The 26,140-nt window shown below is 38.3% G+C and carries 27 protein-coding genes and 1 other RNA gene; 23 read left to right on the top strand and 5 right to left on the bottom strand.

Features of this window, described 5'->3' with window-relative positions; genetic code table 11:
• Positions 1-255: 255 nt before the first annotated feature.
• From ACXJIE_RS02015 to ACXJIE_RS01985, 7 genes are all read left to right on the top strand, one after another.
• The gene (locus ACXJIE_RS02015; RefSeq protein ID WP_456479312.1) at positions 256-2,856 is read left to right on the top strand and encodes an ATP-dependent Clp protease ATP-binding subunit; all 2,601 of its coding nucleotides are present in this window, start codon (positions 256-258) and stop codon (positions 2,854-2,856) included.
• Positions 2,857-3,009: 153 nt separating this feature from the next.
• Positions 3,010-3,375: a hypothetical protein gene (locus ACXJIE_RS02010; RefSeq protein WP_456479311.1), complete on the top strand. Its 366-nt coding sequence runs from the start codon at positions 3,010-3,012 to the stop codon at positions 3,373-3,375.
• 9 nt (positions 3,376-3,384) lie between these two features.
• Positions 3,385-3,969 (top strand): PAS domain-containing protein, encoded by a 585-nt coding sequence (locus ACXJIE_RS02005; RefSeq protein WP_456479310.1) that lies wholly within the window; start codon positions 3,385-3,387, stop codon positions 3,967-3,969.
• Positions 3,970-3,971: 2 nt separating this feature from the next.
• Positions 3,972-5,444: a methyl-accepting chemotaxis protein gene (locus ACXJIE_RS02000; RefSeq protein ID WP_456479309.1), complete on the top strand. Its 1,473-nt coding sequence runs from the start codon at positions 3,972-3,974 to the stop codon at positions 5,442-5,444.
• Position 5,445: 1 nt separating this feature from the next.
• A complete protein-coding gene (gltX, locus tag ACXJIE_RS01995; protein ID WP_456479308.1) occupies positions 5,446-6,750 on the top strand; it encodes a glutamate--tRNA ligase in 1,305 nt (434 codons plus the stop codon).
• Positions 6,747-7,022, top strand: coding sequence for a YggT family protein (locus ACXJIE_RS01990; RefSeq protein WP_456479307.1), 276 nt, complete (start codon positions 6,747-6,749; stop codon positions 7,020-7,022). The genes gltX and ACXJIE_RS01990 overlap by 4 nt, the downstream gene beginning before the upstream one ends.
• Entirely contained in the window at positions 7,019-8,506 is a 1,488-nt protein-coding gene (locus ACXJIE_RS01985) for a transglycosylase SLT domain-containing protein (protein ID WP_456479306.1), read from the top strand. Before ACXJIE_RS01990 ends, ACXJIE_RS01985 begins: the two co-directional genes overlap by 4 nt.
• Here the strand turns inward: ACXJIE_RS01985 and ACXJIE_RS01980 are convergent.
• Positions 8,496-8,936: a hypothetical protein gene (locus ACXJIE_RS01980; RefSeq protein ID WP_456479305.1), complete on the bottom strand. Its 441-nt coding sequence runs from the start codon at positions 8,934-8,936 to the stop codon at positions 8,496-8,498. The two genes, ACXJIE_RS01985 and ACXJIE_RS01980, sit on opposite strands and share 11 nt — an antisense overlap.
• Positions 8,937-8,982: 46 nt before the next feature.
• On the opposite strand from ACXJIE_RS01980, the gene ACXJIE_RS01975 reads away from it, so the two are divergent.
• The 12 genes from ACXJIE_RS01975 (at position 8,983) to ACXJIE_RS01920 (ending at position 18,932) form a co-directional block, all read left to right on the top strand.
• Entirely contained in the window at positions 8,983-9,513 is a 531-nt protein-coding gene (locus ACXJIE_RS01975; RefSeq protein ID WP_456479304.1) for a DUF3293 domain-containing protein, read from the top strand.
• Between the two features lie 9 nt (positions 9,514-9,522).
• A complete protein-coding gene (locus tag ACXJIE_RS01970) occupies positions 9,523-9,738 on the top strand; it encodes a hypothetical protein (protein WP_456479303.1) in 216 nt (71 codons plus the stop codon).
• 190 nt (positions 9,739-9,928) lie between these two features.
• On the top strand, positions 9,929-10,285 hold the full coding sequence (locus tag ACXJIE_RS01965; RefSeq protein ID WP_456479302.1) for a ComF family protein: 357 nt from the start codon (positions 9,929-9,931) through the stop codon (positions 10,283-10,285).
• Positions 10,286-10,322: 37 nt separating this feature from the next.
• Positions 10,323-12,770 (top strand): DNA gyrase subunit A, encoded by a 2,448-nt coding sequence (gyrA, locus tag ACXJIE_RS01960; protein WP_456479301.1) that lies wholly within the window; start codon positions 10,323-10,325, stop codon positions 12,768-12,770.
• A 44-nt stretch (positions 12,771-12,814) separates the two neighbouring features.
• Positions 12,815-13,363 carry an LPP20 family lipoprotein gene (locus tag ACXJIE_RS01955; RefSeq protein WP_456479300.1) on the top strand — a complete coding sequence of 183 codons (549 nt, stop codon included), beginning with the start codon at positions 12,815-12,817 and terminating at the stop codon, positions 13,361-13,363.
• Positions 13,350-13,706 (top strand): hypothetical protein, encoded by a 357-nt coding sequence (locus tag ACXJIE_RS01950; protein WP_456479299.1) that lies wholly within the window; start codon positions 13,350-13,352, stop codon positions 13,704-13,706. The genes ACXJIE_RS01955 and ACXJIE_RS01950 overlap by 14 nt, the downstream gene beginning before the upstream one ends.
• Positions 13,703-14,818, top strand: a complete 1,116-nt coding sequence (locus ACXJIE_RS01945; RefSeq protein ID WP_456479298.1) for a sigma-54-dependent transcriptional regulator — start codon at positions 13,703-13,705, stop codon at positions 14,816-14,818. The genes ACXJIE_RS01950 and ACXJIE_RS01945 overlap by 4 nt, the downstream gene beginning before the upstream one ends.
• Positions 14,819-14,827: 9 nt before the next feature.
• Positions 14,828-15,859, top strand: a complete 1,032-nt coding sequence (locus ACXJIE_RS01940) for an aspartate-semialdehyde dehydrogenase (RefSeq protein WP_456479297.1) — start codon at positions 14,828-14,830, stop codon at positions 15,857-15,859.
• Positions 15,859-16,383: a YqhA family protein gene (locus tag ACXJIE_RS01935; RefSeq protein ID WP_456479296.1), complete on the top strand. Its 525-nt coding sequence runs from the start codon at positions 15,859-15,861 to the stop codon at positions 16,381-16,383. The genes ACXJIE_RS01940 and ACXJIE_RS01935 overlap by 1 nt, the downstream gene beginning before the upstream one ends.
• Before the next feature lie 4 nt (positions 16,384-16,387).
• Positions 16,388-17,299 (top strand): radical SAM protein, encoded by a 912-nt coding sequence (locus tag ACXJIE_RS01930; protein ID WP_456479295.1) that lies wholly within the window; start codon positions 16,388-16,390, stop codon positions 17,297-17,299.
• A gap of 9 nt (positions 17,300-17,308) precedes the next feature.
• Positions 17,309-17,815, top strand: a complete 507-nt coding sequence (locus ACXJIE_RS01925) for a hypothetical protein (protein ID WP_456479294.1) — start codon at positions 17,309-17,311, stop codon at positions 17,813-17,815.
• Between the two features lie 46 nt (positions 17,816-17,861).
• On the top strand, positions 17,862-18,932 hold the full coding sequence (locus tag ACXJIE_RS01920; protein ID WP_456479293.1) for a hypothetical protein: 1,071 nt from the start codon (positions 17,862-17,864) through the stop codon (positions 18,930-18,932).
• Here the strand turns inward: ACXJIE_RS01920 and ACXJIE_RS01915 are convergent.
• Positions 18,929-19,714 (bottom strand): hypothetical protein, encoded by a 786-nt coding sequence (locus tag ACXJIE_RS01915; RefSeq protein WP_456479292.1) that lies wholly within the window; start codon positions 19,712-19,714, stop codon positions 18,929-18,931. The genes ACXJIE_RS01920 and ACXJIE_RS01915 overlap by 4 nt on opposite strands.
• A gap of 41 nt (positions 19,715-19,755) precedes the next feature.
• Between ACXJIE_RS01915 and asnB the strand changes: the two genes are divergently transcribed.
• A complete protein-coding gene (asnB, locus tag ACXJIE_RS01910) occupies positions 19,756-21,456 on the top strand; it encodes an asparagine synthase (glutamine-hydrolyzing) (protein ID WP_456479291.1) in 1,701 nt (566 codons plus the stop codon).
• Positions 21,453-22,220: a magnesium transporter CorA family protein gene (locus ACXJIE_RS01905; protein ID WP_456479290.1), complete on the top strand. Its 768-nt coding sequence runs from the start codon at positions 21,453-21,455 to the stop codon at positions 22,218-22,220. The genes asnB and ACXJIE_RS01905 overlap by 4 nt, the downstream gene beginning before the upstream one ends.
• Here ACXJIE_RS01905 and ACXJIE_RS01900 read toward each other — a convergent pair.
• The 3 genes from ACXJIE_RS01900 to trpA all read right to left on the bottom strand — a co-directional run bounded on the left by ACXJIE_RS01900 (position 22,217) and on the right by trpA (position 24,362).
• The gene (locus tag ACXJIE_RS01900; protein ID WP_456479289.1) at positions 22,217-22,972 is read right to left on the bottom strand and encodes an SDR family NAD(P)-dependent oxidoreductase; all 756 of its coding nucleotides are present in this window, start codon (positions 22,970-22,972) and stop codon (positions 22,217-22,219) included. The two genes, ACXJIE_RS01905 and ACXJIE_RS01900, sit on opposite strands and share 4 nt — an antisense overlap.
• A gap of 147 nt (positions 22,973-23,119) precedes the next feature.
• Positions 23,120-23,495, bottom strand: a transfer-messenger RNA (tmRNA) gene (gene ssrA / locus ACXJIE_RS01895).
• Between the two features lie 144 nt (positions 23,496-23,639).
• On the bottom strand, positions 23,640-24,362 hold the full coding sequence (trpA, locus tag ACXJIE_RS01890) for a tryptophan synthase subunit alpha (RefSeq protein ID WP_456479288.1): 723 nt from the start codon (positions 24,360-24,362) through the stop codon (positions 23,640-23,642).
• Positions 24,363-24,412: 50 nt separating this feature from the next.
• Between trpA and panB the strand changes: the two genes are divergently transcribed.
• Positions 24,413-25,189, top strand: a complete 777-nt coding sequence (panB, locus tag ACXJIE_RS01885) for a 3-methyl-2-oxobutanoate hydroxymethyltransferase (RefSeq protein WP_456479287.1) — start codon at positions 24,413-24,415, stop codon at positions 25,187-25,189.
• The coding region (ruvB, locus tag ACXJIE_RS01880; protein WP_456479286.1) for a Holliday junction branch migration DNA helicase RuvB at positions 25,189-26,140 on the top strand (952 nt) is incomplete at its 3' end. The genes panB and ruvB, both read left to right, overlap by 1 nt.

Raw genomic sequence — 26,140 nt, 5'->3', positions numbered from 1 at the left:
TGCGGCGAGTCTTGTCTGCTGATTTTCGGCGAATAACGAAGTGATTATTACAAATGCGATAAATATTTTTCTCAATTCGGCTCCTTGGAGTTTTTGAAATTTTAACAAAAAAAAAGTAAAAGGGGATGAAAAAAAGTAAAAAAAAAGTGAACGGCCGGTGATTTAAGGAAAGTTTAAGTTTTTATATAAAAAACCTTGACATAGATTGACTAAAGTGATATAATACGTTTAACATAAAACTTTTAAGGAGGAAAAATGGAAAGAATATTTGAGAAATTAACAAACCAAATGATGGAAGCACTTGAGAGTGGTTTAAGCCTGGCACTGCACAATAAAAACCCTGAAGTACATCCGTTACATATAGTATGGGGATTGGTGACCAATACAAATACAGTATTGAATCAGGCGTTAAACAAAATGGGAGTTGACAAGGTTGCAATCGAGCTTGAACTTAAAAGCGCGGTTGACAGACTTCCAAAAGTTGACAATATTACCAAAGAATCAATTAAAATAGGAAGGGAATTAATACAATCCCTAGAAAAAGCGGAAGGTCTTGCCACAAAACTTGGCGACCAATATGTAGCTGTAGATACGTGGCTAATTGCGAATATGGATCTGTTTAAAGACACTTTGGGCAAATTCGTGGATCTGTTCGAACTTAAAAAAACACTTGAAGCAATAAGAGGGGATAAAAAGATTGAATCTAAAAGCGCCGATGAAACGCTTGACGCACTTAACAAATACGGAATCGACCTGACTGCGAAAGCAAGAGAAGGTAAGCTTGATCCGGTAATCGGAAGAGATGAAGAAATCAACAGAATGATGCAGATTCTTATCAGAAAAACCAAAAACAACCCGATTTTACTCGGTGAGCCGGGTGTCGGTAAAACGGCTCTCGTAGAAGGGCTTGCTCAGAGAATCGTTAAAAAAGAAGTACCGACAAGCCTTCAAAACAAACAAATAGTGGCACTTGACATGACAGCTCTTATCGCCGGTGCGAAATACAGGGGTGAATTTGAGGACAGGCTTAAAGCCGTTGTGGATGAAGTGAAGGCGAACCCTAACATCATATTGTTTATAGACGAAATCCATACTATCGTAGGTGCGGGTGCGAGCGAGGGAAGTATGGACGCCGCAAATATACTAAAACCGGCACTTGCAAGAGGAGAGCTCAGAACAATCGGTGCGACAACGCTTAAAGAATACAGAAAATATTTCGAAAAAGACGCGGCGCTTCAAAGAAGGTTCCAGCCTGTAATGGTAAACGAGCCGAGTGTAAACGAAGCGATTAGAATTTTAAGAGGTCTAAAAGAAAGACTTGAAGCGCACCATAACGTAATAATTAAAGACGAGGCTCTTGTAGCTGCGGCAAAACTTACCGACAGATACATAAGCGACAGATTCTTGCCGGATAAAGCTATAGACGCAATAGACGAAGCGGCCGCTGAAATTAAAATGCAAATCGAAAGCGAACCGTTCGAACTTGCTAAAATAAAAAGAGAAATCGAGCAGCTTATGGTTGAAAAAGAGGCTCTTCAGATGGAAGGCGAGAGTGAAAAGTCCAAAAAAAGACTTGCCGAAATCGAAAAAGAGTTGGCAAATCTTGAAGAAGAGAAAAGAAAACTTGAGGCTAAATTCGAAGAAGAAAAAAGAGTTTTAAAAGAAATAGCCGAAATCAAACAGCAGATTGAAGAACTTAAAGTTCAGGCCGATATCGCAAAAAGGGAAGGTAACTTTCAAAAAGCGGCCGAAATCGAATACGGAAAAGTAGTAGAGCTTAATAAAAAACTTGAAGAGCTTGAGAAAAAATGGGAAGTTATGTTAAAAGAAGGAACGCTTCTTAAAAACGCTGTTGATGAAGAAGCGGTAGCTGATGTTGTTAGCAAATGGACAGGTATTCCTGTTAATAAAATGTTGCAAAGCGAGCTTGAAAAAATATTGCACATTGAAGACGAGCTTAAAAAATGGGTGGTAGGACAGGATGAAGCCATTAAAGCGGTGGCAAGAGCTATTAAAAGAAATAAAGCGGGTCTTGGAGATCCGAACAGACCAATCGGAAGCTTTATGTTCTTAGGACCTACGGGGGTAGGTAAAACGGAAACGGCTAAAACATTGGCCAGATTCTTGTTTGACGATGAAAAAGCTATGATCAGGTTTGATATGAGTGAATATATGGATAAAATTAGCGTGTCCAAACTAATCGGTGCGGCGCCCGGATATGTAGGATACGAAGAAGGCGGTCAGTTAACGGAAGCAGTAAGAAGAAGACCGTACAGTGTAATATTGTTTGATGAAATTGAAAAAGCGCATCCGGATGTGTTCAACATTCTGTTGCAGGTGCTTGACGACGGTAGGCTTACGGATAATAAAGGTGTAACGGTTGACTTTAAAAACACGATTATTATCTTAACAAGCAACATCGCAAGTGATATCATTATGGAAATAAAAGATGCCGAAGCGAGAAAAGAAGCGGTTTGGGCGGAACTTAAAAGAAGAATGAAACCTGAGTTTTTAAACAGACTCGACGACGTGGTTGTGTTTAATCCGTTAGGTAAAGAGCAGGTTAAAGAAATTGTTGACATATTGCTTAGAAAAATTACTAAAAGACTGGCTGAGAGAGAAATCGAACTTACTCTCACAGACAGGGTTAAAGAAGTTGTCGCCGAGGTCGGGTTTGATCCGATTTTCGGTGCGAGACCGCTTAAAAGGGCGCTTGCGGAAATTATCGAAGACAGACTTGCCGAACTTATACTTGAAGGAAAAGTCAAAGAAGGCGACAGAGTCGAATTTGACGCCGATGAGAACAACATTATCATCAGGGTTAACGGTACCGAAGTCGCAAGGGATCCTAAATAATCCCTTTCGGCTTTTCTTATAAACAGTGACAGACCCTAAATTAATATAAATAAAAAAACTTTCCTTTTTCAAAATAGCTGACTTTAATATTTGATATTACAATAATTTGACAAACAAACGGATAGTTAATATAATTTTTGAAAAAGGAGTGGTATGAATCTGCTGTACTGGCATATGATGTGTGTATTCGGATGGGCTGTTTTTATAGTTTCTTTGGCAAAATCCCTCGAATGCGGGGAATACCCTAAATTTGTCTCTTTTTTAAGTCTGTTTTTTATGGCGGCCGTGCTTTTAATAGGTACGAAACTTATGTTGAATTTTCCGGAAGTTGCAAAAAGCGGTATGTGGATACATGTAAAACTTTCGATAGATATTATCGCTATGATTCTTAACATTTACCTCGTTTATATAGTAATGAAAAGAAAAATTGTAAAAAAAACAACGGCGGCGGCAATTTTTTGGATTACGGTATTGATGTTCGGCTTAATGTATTATCTTACTCTTTTTAAACCTTTTTAAGGAAAGAAAATGATTGATCAGGAAAAAATCGACCAAAAAATAAAAGCAGGCAAAAGGCTTTCCAAACTCGACGCCCCGAAAAAAATTACGAATGACGAAAAAGTGCTCAATGAAGACGACTTTATCGTTTCTAAAACGGATACTAAGGGTTATATTACGTACTGCAACAGAATATTTGTAAATATGGCGGGATGGAGCAGGGAGGAACTTATAGGTGCCAACCATAACATTATAAGACATCCCGATATGCCCAAAATCGCCTTTAAAATATTATGGGATCTCGTACAGGCGAAAAAAGAATTTTTCGGCTTTGTGAAAAATTTAAGAAAAGACGGGGGCTATTACTGGGTTCTTGCTTATATTACGGCGGATTTGGATTTAAACGGCAATATAATCGGATATACCTCTTTTAGAAAAAAACCTTCGAGAAAAGGGATAGAGGTGTTGGAAGCAGTGTATCTGCAGCTTGTAGAAGCCGAAAAAAGCGGAGGTATTGCCGCAAGTTACGAACTTTTAAAAGAAATTTTAAACGCCGATGACGAAAATGTGGTTGACAAATACCACGAGCTGGTGTTTAATTTACAAAAAGGCTGAATATGAAAATTACAGGAATTAATTTAAGAACGTCCGCTTTAATCGGGGTTGCCTTTTTATGTGCCGGTTATTTGGTTTATATAAAAGAGTATTGGCCTGCAGTCACATATCTGCTTTTAACCGCGGCCGCCTTTTTGCTTCCTTACGGAAATTCCGAAGACAACGAAGCGAAAAAGGATGTTTTCGAAAAGATAGAAAAAACGGTTGAAGAAGCGTATAACGGAAAGCTTTCAAGCAGAATATTGATAAACGGGGAAAACAGTCTTGAAGAAAAGATAGCGTGGAATATAAACGAAATGCTTGATCAGGTCGAAGATCTGCTGAGGGAATCCAAAAACACCATTCAGGCCATAATAAAAGGCGACGAGTACAGATACATAATGCCGAGCGGTCTTCACGGGGAATTCAGAAACGTTGCAGTGGAATTTGAAAAAGCCATAGAATCGCTGAAAATTTCCAAAAAGGTGGAAAGAATAAGCGAACTTTCCAAAAAATTTATTAAAATAGACGGCGGTATTACCGCAAACCTTGAAAGGGTCGGTAATGAAATTTTTGAAATAGACAACGCATTTAAAGAAATAACGACAAAAGTGAAAGATTCCACCTCCCAGGCTGACAAAACGTACGAACTTATGCAGGAGAGCAAACACGATTTCGAGCTTTTGAGCGAAAAGGTGCAGGAAACTTCTAACGAAATAACGCAGATGGCCGAAAACATTTCGTCCATATCTAATATAGTCGAGCTTATTAAAGACATAGCGGATCAGACGAACCTTCTCGCCCTAAACGCCGCCATAGAGGCCGCAAGGGCAGGGGAACACGGGCGCGGATTTGCCGTGGTGGCCGACAATGTAAGGGATTTGGCGGAAAGAACGCAAAAAGCCACAAACGAAATAGCCATTACCATACAGACCCTTCAGCAGCAGTTTAACGGCATTGAGGAAAACACCAATCAGGTGGTTAAAATAGGCGACAAATCTTATGTGACTTTGAAAAACTTCGAAGAGGTTCTCGACATACTCAAACAGGAATTGACGGATGTCAGTTTAATATCGGATAAGAATACGCTGAAGCTTATTTTTATTACGTTTAAAATAGGACACATCGTATATAAATCCAATATTTATTCGGCAATTACGAAAGAGGAAATCAACGAAGAGCTGCTCAAAATTGATGAAAACAGCTGTAAACTCGGCAGATGGATTAATAAAGAAGGTATTAAAAAACTTTTAAAAGGGTTTAAGGAATTTGAAAATTTAATTAAAAACCATAAAAATATTCATAAAACAGGTACCGAAATACTGCTGAAAGTAAAAAACGAAGGTATAACGAAAGAAAACCCGAAATGGTATTACGAAAAGCTCGTAGAGCTTGAAAAATATGCTAAACTTACGTTTTCGGAACTTGACACGTTGGCGGAATTCGCCACAAAAAACAATATAGTGGCTGAATTATTAGAAAAATCCAAGGAGTAAAATGTTAAGATTCGCACCAAGTCCCACGGGAGATATGCATATCGGAAATTTAAGGGTAGCCATTTTTAATTACATAGTTGCAAAACAGAAAAATGAAAAACTTTTAATCAGAATAGAGGATACCGACAGGGAAAGAAATATAGAGGGAAAAGATCAGGAAATACTGAATATTTTAAAACTTTTCGGAATCGAATACGATAACGTGGTTTATCAGTCCTCAAATTTGCATATACATCAGCAGATGGCCAAAAAATTATTAGACGATAAAAAGGCCTTTGTATGTTTTTGTGATGAAGATGAAATTAATTTTCAAAGGGAAAAAGCCAAAGTAGAAAAAAGACCTTACAGATACAGCGGAAGATGTGAGAATTTAAGTTCAACTGAAATAAGAAAATATTTAGATAAAAAAACACCTTTTGTAATAAGGCTTAAAAAACCGCAAAAAAATGTAAAATTTAACGATCTGATAAAAGGAGAGTTTGACTTTTCGCCTTTTGATATAGACAGTTTTATAATTATGAGAAAAGATTTTACGCCCACATATAATTTTGCCTGTGCGGTTGACGATATGCTTTATGATGTTTCGCTTGTTATAAGGGGGGAAGACCATTTAAGCAACACCCCGAAACAGATAGCAATAAGAGATGCTTTAGGATATGATAAAGAGATAAAATACGCCCATCTGCCGATTATTTTAAATGCGGAAGGTAAAAAAATGAGCAAGCGTGAGAAGGCAAGCTCTGTCAAATGGCTTTTAGAAGAAGGGTTTTTACCTGATGCGATTGCCAATTATTTGATACTGCTCGGAAACAGTTTTGAAAATGAAATATTTACTCTTAAAGAAGCGATCGAATTTTTTGACATTACAAAAATTTCCCGCGCACCCGCAAAATTTGATTTGGCAAAGCTCAAATTTATCAATAAAGAACATATGAAAAAAATAGAAAAACTTACAAAATATATCGGATATCACGAAGAGTATGAGCCTTTGGCGAGACTTTACCTTGATGAGGTTTCGACTCTTAAAGAGCTTAAAGAAAAACTTGACAGCGTTTTTTCGAAAAAGGATTTTGACGAATTCAATGAAGAGATCGAAATACTTAAAAAAGAAATTTTAACAAACGATTTAGAAGAAAATTACGGCGATTTTAAAAAGAGGGTGATTGAAAACACGGGACTAAAAGGCAAAAAGCTTTTTATGCCTCTTAGAATGCTGATGGTCGGAAGCAGACAGGGGCCTGAAATAAAAGATTTATACGACGTTATGAGAACGTATCTTAAAATGATAATAAAGGAGTACAGATGAATGCTTTGCTGGTGTCTATACTGCAGTTTATATCTATAATAATTAATCTGTATATTTGGGTTGTGATAATTGCGGCGCTTATTACATGGGTGCAGCCTAATCCTTATAATCCGATAGTAAGGTTTTTGTGGAATGTCACGGAGCCTGTCTACAGATGGATAAGGCGTTATATTCCCACCGTGTTCGGCGGGTTTGACATAGCTCCGATTATTCTTATTTTGGCTTTGCAGTTTCTTGAAATTTTAATAAACAACATAATTATGTCGTTATGAGGCTGTTGTTAGTTCTTTTTCCTTTTTTTCTTTTTTCACTGAATCTTTCCGAAATACTTACCTGTCCCAAAAGTTATGTAAGGGATTTTTACCTTACCGAATTTATGAGGGAAACCAATTCGTCCGTTCTTGCGTATAAGGCGTATAATGCGATGTACAGGCAAAAGCCTTTCAAACATTTAAGAATTTTATCTGAAAAAAACCCTCTTTTTATGGATGTTTACCGATGTGTGAACGTCAAACCCTCTTATCTTAAAAGTGTTGACATATCCTGCGTTTTAAACAACGGACTTTCCTTAAAAAGCATTGCGAAATTAAAATATTCAGATCTGAAATATCTTTATAAAAACCTGCCTGAGGGTAAAATAAAAAAAGCGGTTTACGCTTTTTTATACAATGATTTTTCTTCCGTTTTCAAAAACAGGGATCTCGGCTACTATTTCATACTGAACTATCCCTCCGCAAGAATAGATCAGTTTATCGAAAATTTCAGTGTTTTCAGGGATAAGTATTTTTATCTGTTTGTAAAATACGCATACCTTTTCAAACTAAAAAAAATACAGAGCTCTCTTTTAAAAACCGATTTTAAAAACTGCCGTGACGAAGCAAAGTGGTGGCTTTTTTTGAGCGCTTTAAAAAACGGCAGGGAAAAACTTGCAAAAAAAATTCTTTACAGTATAAAAAACAAAAATTCAAAAATTTATTTCTGGATGTGGCGTCTGGGCAACAATGCCGCCCTTGAAAAACTCGTTTCTTTAAAAAGGGTGGATTTTTACACCCTTTACGGTTACGAACAGCTTAACAAAAAGTTTTTTATTAAAACGGATATTTTGTATAACAGCGTCGAAAAACCTAAATACAATCAGGAAAATCCGTGGGACGTTCTTAAATTCTGGGACGAGCTGCAAAAAAGAAAAGATCTTTTCGAATTTGCCAGGGAGCTTGATTCTAATAAAAGCATAGCGTTAAAAGCGCTTGTTTTGGACAAGGCTTTTAAATTCAAATACAATATTTTCATAACGCCCGAAATGTATGACGACGCCAACATCTCTTTCCGTTCTTTCGTATACGCGATTGCAAAACAGGAGAGCCATTTTATTCCGGCGAGCGTAAGCAGAAGCTATGCGCTCGGAGTTATGCAGATAATGCCTTTTTTAATCAGGGATTATCATTCGGATGTTTTCAAACAGTTCGATTACAGTGAAAACGTAAAACTCGGGGTTAAACATTTGAAATGGCTTTTTTCGGAATTAAAAGATCCGCTCATGGTGGCTTATGCTTATAACGGGGGAATAGGTTTCGTTAGAAGAAAGGTGATACCTTTTTTTAAATACGGGGGAAAATACGAGCCGTTTTTAAGCATGGAATCGGTGCCTTACGACGAAAGCAGGGAGTATGGAAAAAACGTAATCGCTTTTTATGTAATTTACAATCATATTTTCGGCAATCAAAAAATAACGCTTCACCGACTTCTTAAAAAGTAAAATTAACATCCCCCCAGTCTCTGCTTTTGTACTGCAAAATGTAAGGTTTTTGTGTTTCGTTGAATTCTACGATATAATATTTCATCCATTCGTTGTAAAAAGGGAAGTGTTTATACAATATAAACGGGGGTATTTTGTTTAAAGTAACCGAAGGCTGTTTTGAATTTAACGTAATGTTAAATTCCCTGTTTACAAGCGTATTGTTAAAATCGTTGTAAACGCCGATTAAAAAGACGGGATTTTTAAATTTGTCCTTGTAAAGAGGGTTAAGGTAAACGGCATCGACGAGTGCTTTGGTTTCGAGCGAGTTTATAATCTGGCCGCGTTGGGTGTATGTCAGCGTTTTTTCATAGACGGGATCTTGTTTAAGTGCGGTTTTTACACTGCAGCCTGTTAAAAAAAGGGCCAGAAAGAGTAGGAATTTTTTCATAAAAACAACCTTTTTTGGTTAAATTATATCAAAAAAAAGGATTCTTTTGAGATTTGACGTTATAGGAATAGGGGATTATATAGGCAGGTGTGTTTATGACGAAGCCGAGGACGCCCTTTTGGTGGAGGGGGAAATCGTACTCGATTTTAAAAAAAAATATAAAAATTATCTTAAATACACCAAATTTTTAATTCACAGCTTAAACGGCAGAAACTGGGTTTCGTTTCAGTTTCTTCCTTCAGACAAAAGCGTGCTGGAAAGAAGGTTTGCAATTGTTACGGCTTATAATCCCAAGGGTATGATTTACAACGATTTTTTAAATTTTTTAAGAAATACGGAGCTTGAAAGTGTGATAAAGGCGTTCGGGTACGAAAGTTATCTCAGTATAGGGGAACTTTTCGATTACAGCGAAAAATCTTTTATAATATACGATATAGAGAAAAAAGACGCTTTGGAAATGGCGAGAAAATTCGATCAGCATTCGATTTTTTACAACAGCGGAGAATATATCTCTATTACCGAATGCGAAGGTGAAAAAGACATACTGATTTATTTTTATGAAAAACACTACAGGTAAAGGACGGTTATGCAGGATTATAAAGACAGAAAATTTACGATTCCCGAAATTGCCGGGGTAAGTGCGGCGTTTATTATGTTTGCGGCCATAGGCATGATTATGGGCGGAACGGCCGCCGGAAACGACAAGGTTTTTTATTCGGGTGCGGCGCTTTTCAGCATAGGCGCCGCAACGGCCGTTTATCTGTTAATAAAATACGGCAAAAAAAAGGAAGACGATTTTTAAGTGCGTTTTATGTGAAAAGTTTTCGTTACAGGTTATATGCGGTGAGTGCGAAATAAAATATTTAAGGCCTGAATTAAAAGAAAAAGACGGTATCGTTTCTTTTTACGATTACGGGGTAATCGAAGAACTTATAAAATACAAATATCATAAATTCGGTCATAACGTTATAAAAATACTTGCCGAAAATTCGTTGAAACTTTTTGCGAATGAAATAAAAGAGAAATTGTATATTATTCCTATTGACGATAAAACTGATAAAGGATATTCCCACACCGCAATACTTGCGCATTCCATGGAAACGAAATATTTAAAACCGCTTTATAACTCTCTTCTTGCTGCCAACGAAGTGAAATACGCCGGTAAACCGTTGGAGTTCAGACTTAAAAACCCCCGCAATTTTATATATACGGGGGTTAAAAGTACGGACGTTATTTTGGTTGACGACATATCTACAAGCGGCCTTACTCTGCAAGAAGCGAAGGAGTGTTTAAGCTCAAACGGTGTAAATGTCGCTTTTAGCGTTGTTTTGGCGAATTTAAGCAAATAATTTGGTATAATCTATTTTAAAAAAACAAAGGATTTTAATGCAAGTAATTCCCGTAAGTATTGAAGATACCCTTTCTAAAAGCTATCTTGAATATTCGATGAGCGTAATTGTAGGGCGCGCCCTTCCGGATGTAAGGGACGGACTTAAACCCGTTCACAGAAGAATACTGTATGCTATGCATAAAATGGGCATTACGGCAGGTAGCGCATATAAAAAGTCTGCGAGAATCGTGGGGGACGTTATAGGTAAATACCATCCCCACGGAGACAGCGCCGTATATGAGGCGCTTGTAAGAATGGCGCAGCCGTTTTCGATGAGAATGCCACTTATAGACGGGCAGGGGAACTTCGGAAGCATCGACGGAGACAACGCCGCGGCTATGAGGTACACCGAGGCGAGACTTACCAAAATAGCCGAGGAACTTTTAAAGGATATTGATAAAGACACCGTTGATTTTATACCTAACTACGACGGAACGGAGAGGGAGCCCGTTGTGCTTCCGGCAAGGTTTCCGAATCTTTTAGTCAACGGCAGCAGCGGTATTGCGGTCGGTATGGCCACAAACATACCCCCACACAACCTTGAAGAGCTGATAGATGCTCTGATTTATATGATTGACAACAAAGACGCCGGCTTAGAAGACATATTGCAGTTCGTAAAAGGCCCCGATTTTCCGACGGGCGGAACTATATTCGGTAAAAGCGGTATTATCGAGGCGTATAAAACGGGAAGGGGTTCCATTAAAATAAGGGCGAAACATCATATCGAACATAAAGGGAACAAAGAGGTAATCGTAATCGACGAACTTCCGTTCCAGGTGAACAAAGCCAAATTAATAGAAAAAATAAGCGATCTTGTAAAGGATAAAACGGTTGAAGGTATAAGCGAAGTCAGGGATGAAAGCGACAGGGAAGGCATAAGGGTTGTGATTGAACTTAAAAAGGACGCCATGAGCGAAATTATTCTTAACAACCTTTACAAACATACCCAGATGCAGGTGAGTTTCGGTATCAATATGCTCGGTATTTACGACAAACAGCCTAAACTGTTCAATCTTTTTGAACTGCTTGACATTTTTATCAAACACAGAAAAACGGTGGTTATCAGACGGACTATTTACGAACTTGAAGAGGCAAAAAGAAGGGCGCACATTTTAGAAGGTTTATTGATAGCGCTCGCGAACATTGACGAAGTGGTGGAAATAATTAAAAAATCGAACGACACGAAAGAGGCGAAAGAAAACCTTGTAAACAGGTTTGAACTCAGCGACGTTCAGGCGCAGGCTATTCTCGATATGAGACTTGCGCGTCTTACATCTTTGGAAGTTGAAAAGCTTGAAAACGAATATAAGGAGCTTATGGAAAAAATAGAATACCTTAATTCGATACTTAAAGACGAAAACGTGTTAAACGGTGTTATCAAAGACGAGCTTCTTGAAATTAAGAAAAAATATCCGACTCCGAGACTTACTGACATAGAAGAGGATTACGACGCCATAGATATAGAGGATTTGATTCCGAACGAAGAAATGGTTGTTACAATCACACACAGGGGATATGTAAAAAGGGTTCCTCTTAAATCTTATGAAAGACAAAACAGGGGAGGCAAAGGTAAAAAAGCCCTTACGGTATACGAAGACGATTTTATAGAGGATTTTTATGTTGCGAATTCACACGATACGCTTATGATTATAACTGACAAAGGACAGCTTCACTGGCTGAAAGTTTACAGGATTCCCGAAGGCAGCCGCACAAGTAAAGGAAAAGCGATAGTGAACCTCATCAACCTTGACAAAGACGAGAAAATTCAAACAATTATTAAAACCGAAGATTTTGACGAAAGTAAATCACTTGCCTTTTTCACAAAAAACGGAATAGTGAAAAGAACGAACCTGAGTGAATTTAAAAACATAAGAAGCACGGGTGTGAGGGCCATTACCATAGACGAAAACGACGAACTTGTAACGGCGAAAATAGTGGAACCCGACGATAGGGAGCTTTTTATAGTAACCAAAAAAGGAATGGCCATAAGATTCCCGGTTGATACCGTAAGGGAGATGGGACGAAGTGCAAGAGGCGTTACCGGTATCAGATTTAAAATAGAGGGTGACGTGGTTGTCGGAGCGCTCGCACTTCAGGACGAAACGCAGGAGATTTTAACGCTTAGCGAAAAAGGTTTCGGAAAAAGAACGGAAGCCAACCTTTACAGACTTACAAACAGAGGCGGCAAGGGTGTGATTGCCATGAAACTTACGAATAAAACTGGTGATCTTGTGGGAGTTGTGGCTACGGAAAAAGATCATGACCTTATGGTTCTTACAAGCAGCGGAAAAATGATAAGGGTTTCAATAGATTCAATCAGTAAAACAGGCAAAAACACGCAGGGTGTAAGAGTTGTAAAACTTGACAACGGAGACAAAGTGGTCTCGCTTGCTAAAACTCCGAGCGAAAAAGACGAAAGCGTTCTTTTTGAAAACGATGAGTAAAATATTTTTATAAAATGACGATATTGAAAATAAAAAGGTTTGGTATGAAAAAATTTTTGACTTATGCTTTCGTTCTTTTTTTGGCAGGCTGCGCCTCGTCCACTGAAGCGGAAGTAACCAAAACTAAAACGCCGGCACAGCAGGTTATTAAAAACGAAGTTAACATTATGCCGTCCGAACAGGCTTCTGCCGCTAAAAAAGAGCATGTGGACATAAATGCGATTGACGCCGAAACCGCAATAGAAAACACGCCTAAGCTGGATAAAAGCGGTCTTCTTACAATAGTGGCCGAAGGATTCGGTGTCGCACCTGTAAACGCACAGAGTCTCCCTCAGGCAAAGGTAATGGCGAGAAGGGCAGCAGTAGCGGATGCGTACAGGGCGTTGGCCGAAAAAATGTACGGTATAAAAATTAAAGGAAAAGAGACGGTTAAAGATCTCGTTTTGAAAAACTCCGAAGTGCAGACTAAAGTGTTCGGACTCATAAGAGGGGCGTGTATCCAAGAAGAAACATTCAAAGACGGTGTGTATAAAGTGGTAATGAGCGTAAAACTCGATATAAGGAAATGGAATAAATATATTGACGATAATTAGCATACCGTTTTTTCTTTTTGCCGATTATTATCTTTCATACAAAGCGGTGGTAAAAAATTACCTGCTTCTTTTTTCGCAGTTAGAATGTTCTAAAACCCTGACGCTTAAAAATTCTCCGAAAAAACTTCTTTTTGTCCTTGAAACCGGTTCGGAATCGGGAAAAGTCACCGAAATCTGCAAGAGGTATAAAAATGAAATAATTAACCGTCTTTTACGGTATCAGGCCGTTGTTAACGCCTTTTATTCGAAAGAAGACAGGGTTAAAATCGTTTTTTTGCCCCACAGATTTGATATTATTATAAAAAATCAAAAAACGTATTTTTATATAAAGGGCGACGAATGAAAATAGCCGTAGTAGAAGACGATATAAATATGAGAAAATCCCTTTCGCTTGCCCTTAAAAGCGAAGGTTACGAGGTTGTCGAATTCCGTCACGCGCTCGACGCTTTAAAAAAACTTGACGAAAGCGTTGAGGTTATTGTAAGCGATATTACGATGCCTAAAATGGACGGGATTGAATTCGTAAAAAAATTAAACGGCAGGTATGAAGTCGTTATGATTACGGGCAACGCCACTCTTAATAAAGCTATCGAGGCGTTGAGGCTCGGGGTGAAGGATTTTTTGACCAAGCCGTTTGAAATGGATGAACTTATTGCGGCAATAGAAAGAAAAAGAAAGGTTAAGGAAAAAACGAAAGGAAAAAAAGCGGAATTTAAGCCGGAATTTATCGCCTGTGACGAAAATACGTTAAAAGTGCTCGAAATTGCAAAAAAAGTGGCTCCCACAATGGCAAACGTTATGCTTTTAGGAGAGAGCGGGGCCGGCAAGGAGGAATTTGCAAAATATATTCATCAAAACAGTGCAAGAGGGGCGTTCGTGGCTGTAAATATGAGTGCGATTCCCGAAAATTTAATTGAAAGCGAGCTTTTCGGTTACGAAAAAGGCGCTTTTACCGATGCCACTCAGAGCAAACCCGGACTGTTCGAATTAGCGCAGGGGGGGACGATTTTTTTGGATGAGATAGGGGAGATGCCGTACAATCTTCAGGCTAAACTCTTAAGGGTGCTGCAGGAGAGGGAATTTTACCGTTTAGGAGGTACGAAACCGATAAAACTCGATGTAAGAATTATAAGCGCTACGAATCAGAATATCGAGGAAATGTTAAAAAACAACAGATTCAGAGAGGATCTGTACTACAGACTTAATACCATTCCCGTTAAAATTCCCCCTTTAAGGGAACGAAAAAACGATATAATTCCGATTGCGGAAAATATTTTGAATAAAACCGTACGGGAGTACGGGTTTGATAAAAAATCTTTAAGCGAAGAAGCGAAAAAGACACTGCTCGAATATGAATGGCCCGGAAATATAAGGGAGCTAATAAATGTTATTGAAAGAGCGGTGATATTAAGCGATTCGGATGTAATTCAAAAAAAAGATTTGATTTTAATATAAGGAGTGTAAATGTATAACATTGCTATTGCCGGAGCCACCGGGGCTGTGGGGGAAGAACTGTTAAGGGTGATTGAGGAATATGAACTGCCGGTAAAAAAACTCGTACCTCTTGCAAGTGCGAGAAGCGTGGGCAGGGAGGTTGAATTTAAGGGTGAAACGTTAAAAGTAAAAGAGCTCACCTGCGATGTGTTTGAAGAAGAGGAGATAGACATAGCGTTTTTCAGTGCCGGAGGGAGCGTAAGCGCCAAATTCGCACCGTGCGCGGCGAAAGCCGGGGCCGTTGTCATTGACAATACGAGCCATTTCAGAATGAATCCGGATGTGCCTTTGGTGGTGCCGGAGGTTAATCCCGAAGATATAGCTTTGTGGAAAAAAACGGGAATTATCGCTAATCCGAACTGTTCGACGATTCAGATGGTTATTTCGCTTGCACCTCTTCACAGGGAATTCGGAATTAAAAGAGTGGATGTGGCGACTTACCAGGCCGTAAGCGGGGCAGGTAAAAAAGGAATGGAGGAACTTTTTGAACAGATGAGGGCCCTTTTTAATTTCAAACTTGATAAAAAAGTGGAAGAAAGGGAGGTTTTTCAGCACCAAATAGCCCTTAACGTAATTCCGCACATAGATAAATTTATGGATAACGGATTTACAAAAGAAGAGATGAAAATGGTAAACGAAACCAATAAAATTATGCATTCTAACATACAGGTTGCCCCGACCTGCGTAAGGGTGCCGGTTTTAAGAAGCCATAGCGAGGCGATTACGATTTACTGTGAAAAAGAGGTCAGCGTGGAAAGGGCGAGGGAGGTTTTAGCGGCTTTTGAAGACGTAAAAGTAATAGACAACCCTGAAAACAACGAATACCCTATGCCTATAATAGCCACCGATACGGATTATGTGTACGTGGGAAGAATCAGAAAAGACTTATACGATCCCAAAGTGCTGCATTTCTTTAACGTGGCGGATCAAATCAGGGTGGGAGCGGCTACGAACGCTGTAAGAATTGCTAAAAAATGGATTGAAACCGAGGGAGGAAAATAATGGAAAAAAGAGGAATAATCGAAGCCCTTTTTGAAGGGGCTCTTTGGAGAGGTAGGCTAATAGCGGTGTTGGCCGTAATTTTCGGTATGATAGGGGCGATTGCGCTTTTTTTAATAGCGAGTGCCGATATATGGCATATGGCCGTTATAACGTATAAATACTTTTTTATGCATTATCATCCCGATAATTTCCACGAAGAGCTTATAGGCGGAATCATAGGCGCCGTGGATTTGTATTTGATTGCTGTGGTGCTTTTGATTTTCGCTTTCGGTATTTACGAGCTTTTTATCAGCGAAATAGACGATGCGGAAAACAGCGAGGTGGGAAATAAAATATTGGCAATCCACAGTCTTGACGAACTGAAAGACAAACTCGGAAAAGTTGTCGTTATGGTTTTAATAGTCAGTTTTTTTAAGAAAGTTATGCATATGGAATTCGGTACCCCTCTTGAAATGCTGTATCTTGCGGGAAGTATACTCGCGCTTGCACTCGCTCTTTATTATATGCACAAAGGGGAACATTAACTAAATGGAAAATGTTGCAATGAAGTATATATTCGGTCCCGTGGCTTCCAGGCGTTTTGGAATGAGTCTGGGAGTGGACCTTTCCCCCGATAAAAAAAAATGCAATTTTGACTGTATTTACTGCGAACTCGACCCCGCAAAACCCGTTAGCGAATATGAAAACCCGCCTGAATGGAAAGAGATATTAAAAGAAATTGAGCAAGCCGTTAAAAAGTTTGATTTTGAAGTGTTAACGATTACAAGTAACGGAGAGCCGACTTTATATCCTTATCTGAACGAATTGGTTGATAGGCTCCAGGATCATAAACTGTTGATTTTGAGCAATTCGTCCACAGTGGATGATGAAAAAATTCAACAAACCCTTTGTAAATTCGATATAGTCAAACTTTCACTCGATGCCGTCACCCCTTCTGTTTTTAAAAAAATAGACAGACCTCATAAAAATATCGACATAAATAAAATAATCGAAGGTATGGTTGAATTCAGAAGAATATATGAAGGCGAACTGATTATAGAAATTTTGGTGGTAAAAGGTATAAACGACAGGGAAGAAGAGTTTGAAAAAATAAACGGGGTTTTAAAAAAAATAAAACCCGACAGGGTCGATATTTCCACAATCGACAGACCTCCCGCTTACAATGTTGAAGGAGTGGGCACCGAGAGGCTTTTCGAACTTTCTAAGAAAATAGAAGATCAGCATATTTTTATCCCCACAAGGGAAAATCTTAATTTTAAAATTGAAAATCTTACAAAAGAAGAGTTGCTCACTACGTTGAAAAAAAGGCCTTTTAGTGAAAGTGACGTAAACAACATATTCGACGAGCATACTTTAAGAATATTTAACGATTTAAGAAAAGAAAATCTTTTGGAAGAAATATGGGTAGGCGGGATTAAGTTTTATAAAGCTTTGGTTTAAAGGAGAATAATGCGTGAATTTCTGAATGTTTTAAGAGTTTTGATTGCCGTTGATGTGGGAATTGTCGTTTTTTGTTATTTAGAAGATAATATGGTATGGCTTTATAACACACAAATCGCCTTTTTCAGTGTAAGTATGATAATTCTCGGTAGTTTTATCGGATATTCCAATATGGTAAAAGCACAGCTTAGAAACGGAAACGTTGGAGAGGATATTCTGAAAAAATATGAAGATCCGTATGACCTTGACGATGAAGAGGATGAAATTCGGCAAAAAGAACTCGAAAAATATAAAAAAAGAAAACTTAAATGGTATGAGGCCGTTCTTTTTTATTTTAAGGGAGGTTTTAATTTTTTAAGAATTGCCGGTTATGTTGCATTGATAGCCGGGTTTATATGGCTCAGTAAAAACGATATTTTCGATTATTTGAGTTTTCTTTTCGGTGTCAGTGTAGTTCCCGCGGTATCACTGATTTACCTTTTTATTTTAAAGAAAAAACTAAAAAAACTTGATTGACAAACGCTCAACTCCGTGGTATAATATATAAAAAAAAGGAGTTGGGATGGGCAGAATATACGGTAAAGTGGAAAGTGTAGAGGATATCAGCAGAATAAACTGTCTGATACGTGATGAAATGTTGAATGTTTCAACTCCTGCCGAGCTTAGCGAACTTAAAAAAAGAAGCGATTATCTGTGTACGTTGACATATTCACCATTTTGGCAAAAAAAATTCAAAGATCAACTTGAAGAATTAAGAGATACAGCGATAAAAGAAAACAGGGCGAGCGTAAAAACCGCAAACTACGTCGCATCGTATTTGAACTTTGACAAACACTACGATCCTTGGAAAAAAGAGATTGATATTGAAGAGGAACTTAAGAAAATACCTCGGGAAGTTGTAGGGGAGCTTACGGATTCGATTTTCGGTTTGAAAAACAGTGTTTCTATATTGGAAGAATTGAGAAAAAATTTCTGCGAAATAAGAAAAGCTATGGTTTTGTGCGAAGACGTAGAGTGTCTGGACAAATTAAAAAAAGCGGTGGATATACTCTCCGTGCTTCCCTATCTGGAAAGTTTTTCACAGCATTTCGACGAAGGCGTATTGGGTACCATTGACAGTTTAATAAACAAAGAAAAACAAAGAAGCGTAAAAATCGCAAATATTATAGCGGAAGTAAACGAATGGGAGAGATTGTATGAAACTGTAGGTGAGGGCAGTTTTGAAACAACCGCCGAAGATTATATAAACGAACTCCTAAAAGAAGAAAACAAAGCGGAAACCCATATACCGACCGAAGCAAAATATAAACACGGTGCGGAGGTGGTTTGGGTTGTTTATTATCATCCGGGCAAAAAAAGAGAATACGCAAAAAGAATATATTTACCGAAAACCGCGGAAAATATTAAATTTGAAGGACCCGGATATTTTAAAAACAGATTCGGTAACGAAGTGTGGGGCATAAGAGTAAGCTATGAAATTACAATATCTCCTACTGTGATACATGTAAGGGGAAAAGAGATAAATCTTCCCGAAAGAAAAGTGACAAAATATAAAGTCGTTTCACTGCCCGAAACGGCCGAAAACATCAGAATAACAAAAGAAAAACCGCAAAGCGCTATGGATATAGCCTAATCCTTTGCGGATTTGTATGAAAAATATGCGCTGAAAAACGTAAAATATGTCATAACCGTACTAATCGCCACAAGCAGAGGGATTAAAATCAGGTTAAAATTGGGGTGTTCGAGAATAAGCGGAAAGATATAAAAAAGATATGCAAACGCCACCACCGTGTAAACTACGGCTATTAAAACGCTCCAGACGAAATATATTTTCATATATGTGAAATTAAACGTACTTATCCAGAATTTAAAGTCGATTAAACCCGAAAGCATACTCAAAAAACTCTCTTTGAACGTTTCTTTGCTTAACGCCTCCCCGAATTTGCCGAGAAATATATATGAATAAAAAATGAGATAAACGGTGTAAAAGCCGAGCAGAATTTTTGCTATATATTCCGTTTTTGAAAGTGCGAAAAGAAAATCGTGCGGATTTGCCAAAACAAAAATCGAACCGGTGAGTTTAAGTATGAGAATAAAAACGGTACCGAACAAAGCCGTAATTACGAAAAAGGCGGTCATTATCCCCATAGCCGGAGGGATGAAATGCAAAAAAAACGTACTGAAAGGCTGTTTTTCAAGTGTTGCAAAAAACTCCTTGTCACTGTTCGTTATTTTTACTAAATAGATTAGAAGTACGCCGATACTCAGATATATGAGTTTTTCCAAAATAAAAGAAACGATACTTATGACGGGAAACGCCTGTATAACCGATAAAATTGACACCGTAACAACGACGAACAGAAACTTTTTAATTTCGGCTACCGTTAAAAACGTATATTTGAAAACATCTTTCATTTTTTTCCTTTTTGGTAGAATTTTAACAAAAAAGGCCTGCTTTGTGTGCGATACTCGGAATTTTAAAAAATATTGATAAAAAAGATTTTAAAAAAGCGCTTGATTTAATGAGTCACAGGGGGTATGATACTCAAAAAATTATAAAAACACCTTTCGGTACATTCGGATTTAACAGACTTGCAATTGAAAATATAAAAAATAATTATCAGCCGTTTTTTAAAAACAACGTCGTGATTATGTTTAACGGGGAAATTTACAATTATAAAAGCCTGATAAAAGAACATAAACTAAACGCCCGAAGCGAAGTTGAGGTTTTATACGGGCTTTGGAACAGATTCGGCGTTGAATTCGTAAAAAAACTCGACGGTATGTTTGCAATTGCGATATATGACAAAAAGCTATACCTTTTCAGAGACGAATTCGGCAAAAAACCTCTTTATTTTACAAAAGACGGAATTTTTGCAAGCGAAATAAAAGCGATACTGCCTTTTGTAAATAAAAAGATTAATTTTCGGGCTTTAAGCGAATATCTCGCATACAATTCCTCACTTGCTCCGAATACGATATACGAAGGCGTGTATAAACTGCCGGCAGGCTGCTATTATGACGGTGAAATAAAAAGGTGGCACGATTTTGAGAGAGTTGAGAATGGAGAATGGAGAATTGAGAATTGTATTATTGAGGTTGAAAAACTTTTAACAAACTCTGTTGAAAAAAGGCTTATGGGTGAGGTTGAGGTCGGTTCACTTCTAAGCGGCGGGGTTGACAGCAGTCTGGTTGCCGCGATAATGTCAAAATACGGAAAAATAAAGACATTCAGTATCGGTTATGACGGTTACGAAAATTATGACGAAAGAAGATATGCGAAATTAACGGCCGAACACATAGGAAGCGAACATTATGAAGTGAATTATACGAAACGGGATTTTTTCGACGGATTTGAAAACGTGCTTTTTTCCATAGACGAACCGGTGGCGGACAGCAGTTTTTTCCCTGCCAGTTTTTTGGCTAAACATATTCCCTTAAAAGTAATATTAAGCGGTGAGGGCAGTGACGAGCTGTTTTTAGGGTACAGAAGATATAATGAGTATTCGGGTTTTTTCAAAGCTTATCTCCCGAATAAAAAGTGGCTTAAAAAATACCTTGAAAGACATCCGGAGGATATAAAGGAATGGGAAATTTTCAGAAGGTTTTTTGCGGATGAGGCGGTTTTTAGGGGAATTAACGAAACTTTTTATCAAAGGCAGATAAACAGGGTTTTGAAAAAAAACGCGTTTGAGGTTGATTATAAAAGGTTTCTAAAAGGATGGGGGAGTTTCGATTTTACCTATTTCGATTTAAAAGTATGGGTGGGGGAGGTTCTTTTAATGAAACTCGATAAAATGTTTATGGCTAATAATATTGAAGCGAGAAGCCCTTTTTTAGACAAAGATCTGGTAAACTTCGTTTTTTCTATGCCTGAGAAGGTCAGGGGCGAAAATAAACGGATTATAAAAGAAATAGTAAAAAAACATGTGCCTTCAGAAATAGTAAACCGGAGAAAAAAGGGGTTTGCCTTTCCGTTTCTTGAGTGGCTCAAAGAAGAGAACGAACTGAGAGTGATTATAGACGTAAACCGTAAAATAAAAATATTCAACGAGGAATATCTTAAGGAAATAATAAAAACAGGACATAAAAGATACAAACAGCATCTTTGGACGCTGTATCTTTTCAGCCGTTTTATAAAAAAGGAATTTTTATGAGATTTGAAATAAACAAATATTTAATCGACGATATTGAAAACAAAGAACATCCGAGCGATTTTGAGGTGGTCAGCGAGTATTCGATTTTAATTTTAAGACTTCCCTTTATTGACAGGGAAAAGGTGGACGTGGTTTCGTATGCTTTTTTGATAAAAGAAAACAAGGTTTATAAATATGACAGAAAAAGCAAAGAATTCGAACTTTTAGGAACATTCGGGGATTTGTACGAATATCTGGATGTAAGGGTTGACAAAATTTTGGCGAAAATAGGCAAACTTCACGTTGCAATTGCTAAAATGGAAGACGGACTTTATGAAAACGATATGCCTGATGATTTTTCAAACAGCTGGCTTAAATATAAAAAGGAACTTGTCTTAATAGAAAGACTGATGGGGCATTCCCTCATTGCATTTGAAAGGTTTGTAAAACATTACAGGAGTTTTATAGACGAACTGGCATTTAAAGATTTGACGGAACATATCGAAAGGGCTTTCAGGTTTTCAAAAAACGCAATAGAAAAGCTTGATTATCTGTATGAGTTTTTTAAAGCAAAGCAGGATGAAAAAATGAACAATATTATGTTTATTTTGACTATTCTTTCGGCTGTGTTTTTACCGTTAACTTTGATAACCGGGTTTTTCGGTATGAATACCGGCGGGCTTCCTTTTACTACGGATCCGAGCGGGACGCTCAAAGCCATAGGAATATCACTTCTTTTCGAAGTGCCTTTTGTGTTTTTCATATGGAAAATGATGAAAAATTAGTTTCTGTATAACATATACGGATTTCTCTGGTTTGTAGGCATTATATCGATATACTGAATGTTTACGTGTGGCGGAGTATTTAATGCGCAGATTATTGTATTTGCTATATCCTCAGCGCTTAAAGGCGTAAATCCTTCATAAACTTTTTTTGCCTTTTTCTTGTTTCCTTTGAATCTTACGTTTGAAAATTCCGTTTCGACCGCTCCGGGTGCAATGTTTGTGACTTTTATATTTGTTCCGAAAGCGTCGATGTTCATACTTTCGTTAAGAGAATGAAGAGCCGCTTTTGTGGCGCAGTATACGTTGCCTCCCGGATACGCCGTTTTGCCCGCTACGGAACCTAAATTTACTATATGTCCTTCATTCCTTTTTTTCATGTGTCTGAATATTGGTTTTGTTACGTAAAGGACTCCTTTGATGTTTGTGTCAATCATCGTGTCCCAGTCTTCAAGATTTCCTTCATCGATCGGTTCAAGCCCCAAAGCCAGCCCGGCGTTGTTTATAAGAATATCTATGTGCGTTATTTGTAATATTTTTTCGATTGTCTGTGTTACGGATGTTTTGTCCCTCACGTCAAAAGCAAACGTAAGAGTCTGAACGTCGAGAGAGTTTTTGAGGTCATTTAGTTTCTTTTCATCTCTTCCGGTGATAATCAGATTAACGCCCATATCATTTAGGGCTTTTGCCGTTGCCTTCCCTATGCCTGATGTTGCCCCTGTAATTAAAGCAATTTTATCTTCTATGAAATTCATCTTTGGCCTTTTTTGAACAATTATAACAAACGAAGGTAAAAATTATTATCAGACAGGGTAAATAAGAAATAAAAAAGACGGCAAAAAAGCAATAAAAATTTTTATTTTTAATTACATCACCGGCATAAACCCTCGTTTGAGGGCTTATGGTGGAGATGTGGGGAATCGAACCCCAGTCCAGAAGCAGATTACCCTAAGCGTCTACACGCTTAGTCCGTTGATTATACTGCAACTCCGGGCTCAGCGGACAAAGCCTTTGAGGAGTTGAGGGGTGTTTAAGTTTCGGAAACTCACCCACACCCGAAGGAGAGCCTCCTATCCGCACTTTACTCTCTCTCCAAGGCGGCGGAAAACCTTAGTGGAGAGAGGCGCCCGAATTAACGATTAAGCAGCAGCTCTAGCTACTGCTGGGCTGTAATTTGTATTATTTGCTGCGTTTATTTTGTTTGGGCCGTTTTAGCGCTTACCCAGGCGCGCGTGCAGCTTAGGGCTTTCTACCCCTGTCGAAATCCATGTCATCCCCGGAAGGGCTTCATTGAAGCCTATCCGCGAATGACCTGTGTAATAATATCAAATTTTCCTTAAAAAAGCAAGTTTCTTTTAAGAAAACTTTAAGAATATTAAACACATTGAAAGTATAAACTAAAAAAGTGACAAAAAAAGTCGTTTAAAAATTTATTTCTTCTTTTATGTGTTTAGCCGTTTTGTATATTTTTTTAAGTTTTTCTGTATTGCTTATATCTTCAAGCAGGACTTTTATAAAAGCGCTTCCGACAATTACCCCGTCAACGCCTTTTGATTTTTCACGTGCCGTTTTTTCGTTTACTCCGAAACCGATATACAAAGGCGTGTCGGTAATTTCTTTTACGGTTTTTATGATTTCGCTGAGGTCTTCCTGTTTGTCGGCACCTGTAATACCGGCGTAAGCCACCATATATATAAATTCTTTAGGGTTTTTGAGTATCGTTTTGATTCTCTCTTTCGAATCCGTCGGGGCTACGAATGAAATTAAAGGGAAAAGATCTTCATAAGTCACCGCCTCTTCATAAGGAAGATCCGGAATAATGAAACCTTTTACACCTGCGTTTTTTGCCTTTTGAACCATAAAATCATAGCCTTTGTGGTAAAAGTTGTTAAAATACCCCATCCAGTATGTATCAATCTCGTCTGCGGTTTTTTCGCTTATTTCAAATATATCGTTTAGTCTGAAACCAAGCTCGAGGGCTCTTTTGTTCGCTTCCTGAATTACGGGACCGTCCGCAACCGGGTCCGAAAAAGGAATACCGAGTTCAATTGCGTCGCTTCCGGCTTCTTTTAAGGTATGAATCAAATCAATGGTAAAATTTTTATCGGGATATCCTGTCGTAACGTATGAAATTAATTTTTTCATCTGTTTCCTTTGGTATAATTAAACTAATGAAATTATACCAAAGGACGGTAATGAAAAACACACTCAAAAGACTGTATAAAAAAGAAAAACTTACTATGATTACCGCTTATGATGCCCTTTTTGCGAAAATATTCGATGAAATTGCGGATATTATTCTGGTGGGTGACAGCTTGAATATGAGTTTTTTAGGGGAAAGCGATACGTTAAACGCAACGGTGGAACAGATGATATACCACACCAGGGCCGTTTGTAACGGTGCTAAAAAAGCCTATATCGTATGCGATATGCCCTTTGGCAGTTATGTAACCCCCGAGAAAGCTCTTGAAAACGCCGTAAAGATCTATAAAGAAACAAAAGCCGACGCCGTTAAACTCGAAGGCGGAAAGGAAAAGGCCGAACATATCAGGCTCTTAACCGACAATGCGATAGCCGTAGTGGGTCATATCGGACTTATGCCGCAGTTCAGCAGAAGTGAGGGCGGATACATCGTAAAAGGTAAAGACGAATATTCAAGAAAAAAACTTCTTGAAGACGCTAAAGCGGTGGAAGAGGCGGGAGCCGTTATGCTTGTAATAGAAGGTGTGAAAGAAGATGTGGCTCGTGAGATTACCGAAAGCGTGAAGATCCCTACCATAGGAATAGGGGCGGGAAGATATACAACCGGACAGGTGCTTGTATGGAGTGATATGCTCGGATTTTTTGAGGCGTTTAAACCGAAATTCGTCCGCCGCTATTTAAACGGGGCGGAACTTGTAAGGGATGCCGTTAAAAAATACGTGGATGATGTAAACAACGGAAGATTTCCGGATGAAGAGGAAATATATTAATGAGAATAGTTGAAGTTGAAAAGGTAAGTTTCGACGAGGCTTATGAGAAATCTTTAAGACCTCAGAATCTTGACGAATATATTGGTCAGGAACAGATAAAGAAAAATCTTAAAGTCTTTATTCAGGCGGCTAAAAAAAGAGACGAATCGCTTGATCATATTCTGTTTTTCGGACCTCCGGGTCTTGGTAAAACCACTTTGGCTAATATAATAGCAAATGAAATGGGAAGCTCTCTTAAAACGATATCTGCTCCTATGCTTGAAAAGAGCGGGGATCTTGCGGCGATTCTTACTAACCTTGAAGACGGCGATATTTTATTTATAGATGAAATACACCGTTTAAAAGCGGCAATTGAAGAGGTGCTTTATTCGGCGATGGAGGATTTCAGGCTTGACATTGTAATAGGCAGCGGTCCCGCGGCTCAGACCATTAAGCTTGATGTCTCAAGGTTTACCCTTATAGGCGCAACCACGCGGGCCGGAATGCTTTCTAATCCCCTTAGAGATAGATTTGGTATGAGTTTCAGGCTGAATTTCTATAACCATGAAGAACTAAGTGAAATTATCAGACTGGCATCATACAAACTAAATAAAAATATTGAACCAAATGCCGCTTTTGAAATAGCCAAACGCTCACGCGGGACACCTAGAATTGCTTTAAGGCTTCTTAAAAGAGTGAGGGATTTTGCGGAAATAAAAGATGAAAACATTATTACGCACAAAACAACTAAATATGCACTTGACGAGCTTGGAATAAACGAACACGGTTTTGACGAGCTTGATATTAAATTTTTATCCCTTTTAGCGGAAGCGAAAAAACCTATCGGACTCTCAACCATAGCGGCGGCACTAAGTGAAGACGAAGGAACGATAGAGGATGTAATTGAACCGTTTTTGATTGCCAACGGATTTGTGGAAAAAACACCAAAAGGCAGAATGGCAACCCGTAAAG

This window comes from Nautilia sp. (assembly GCF_053994455.1).
This window is presented reverse-complemented; position numbering and strand designations above follow the sequence as displayed.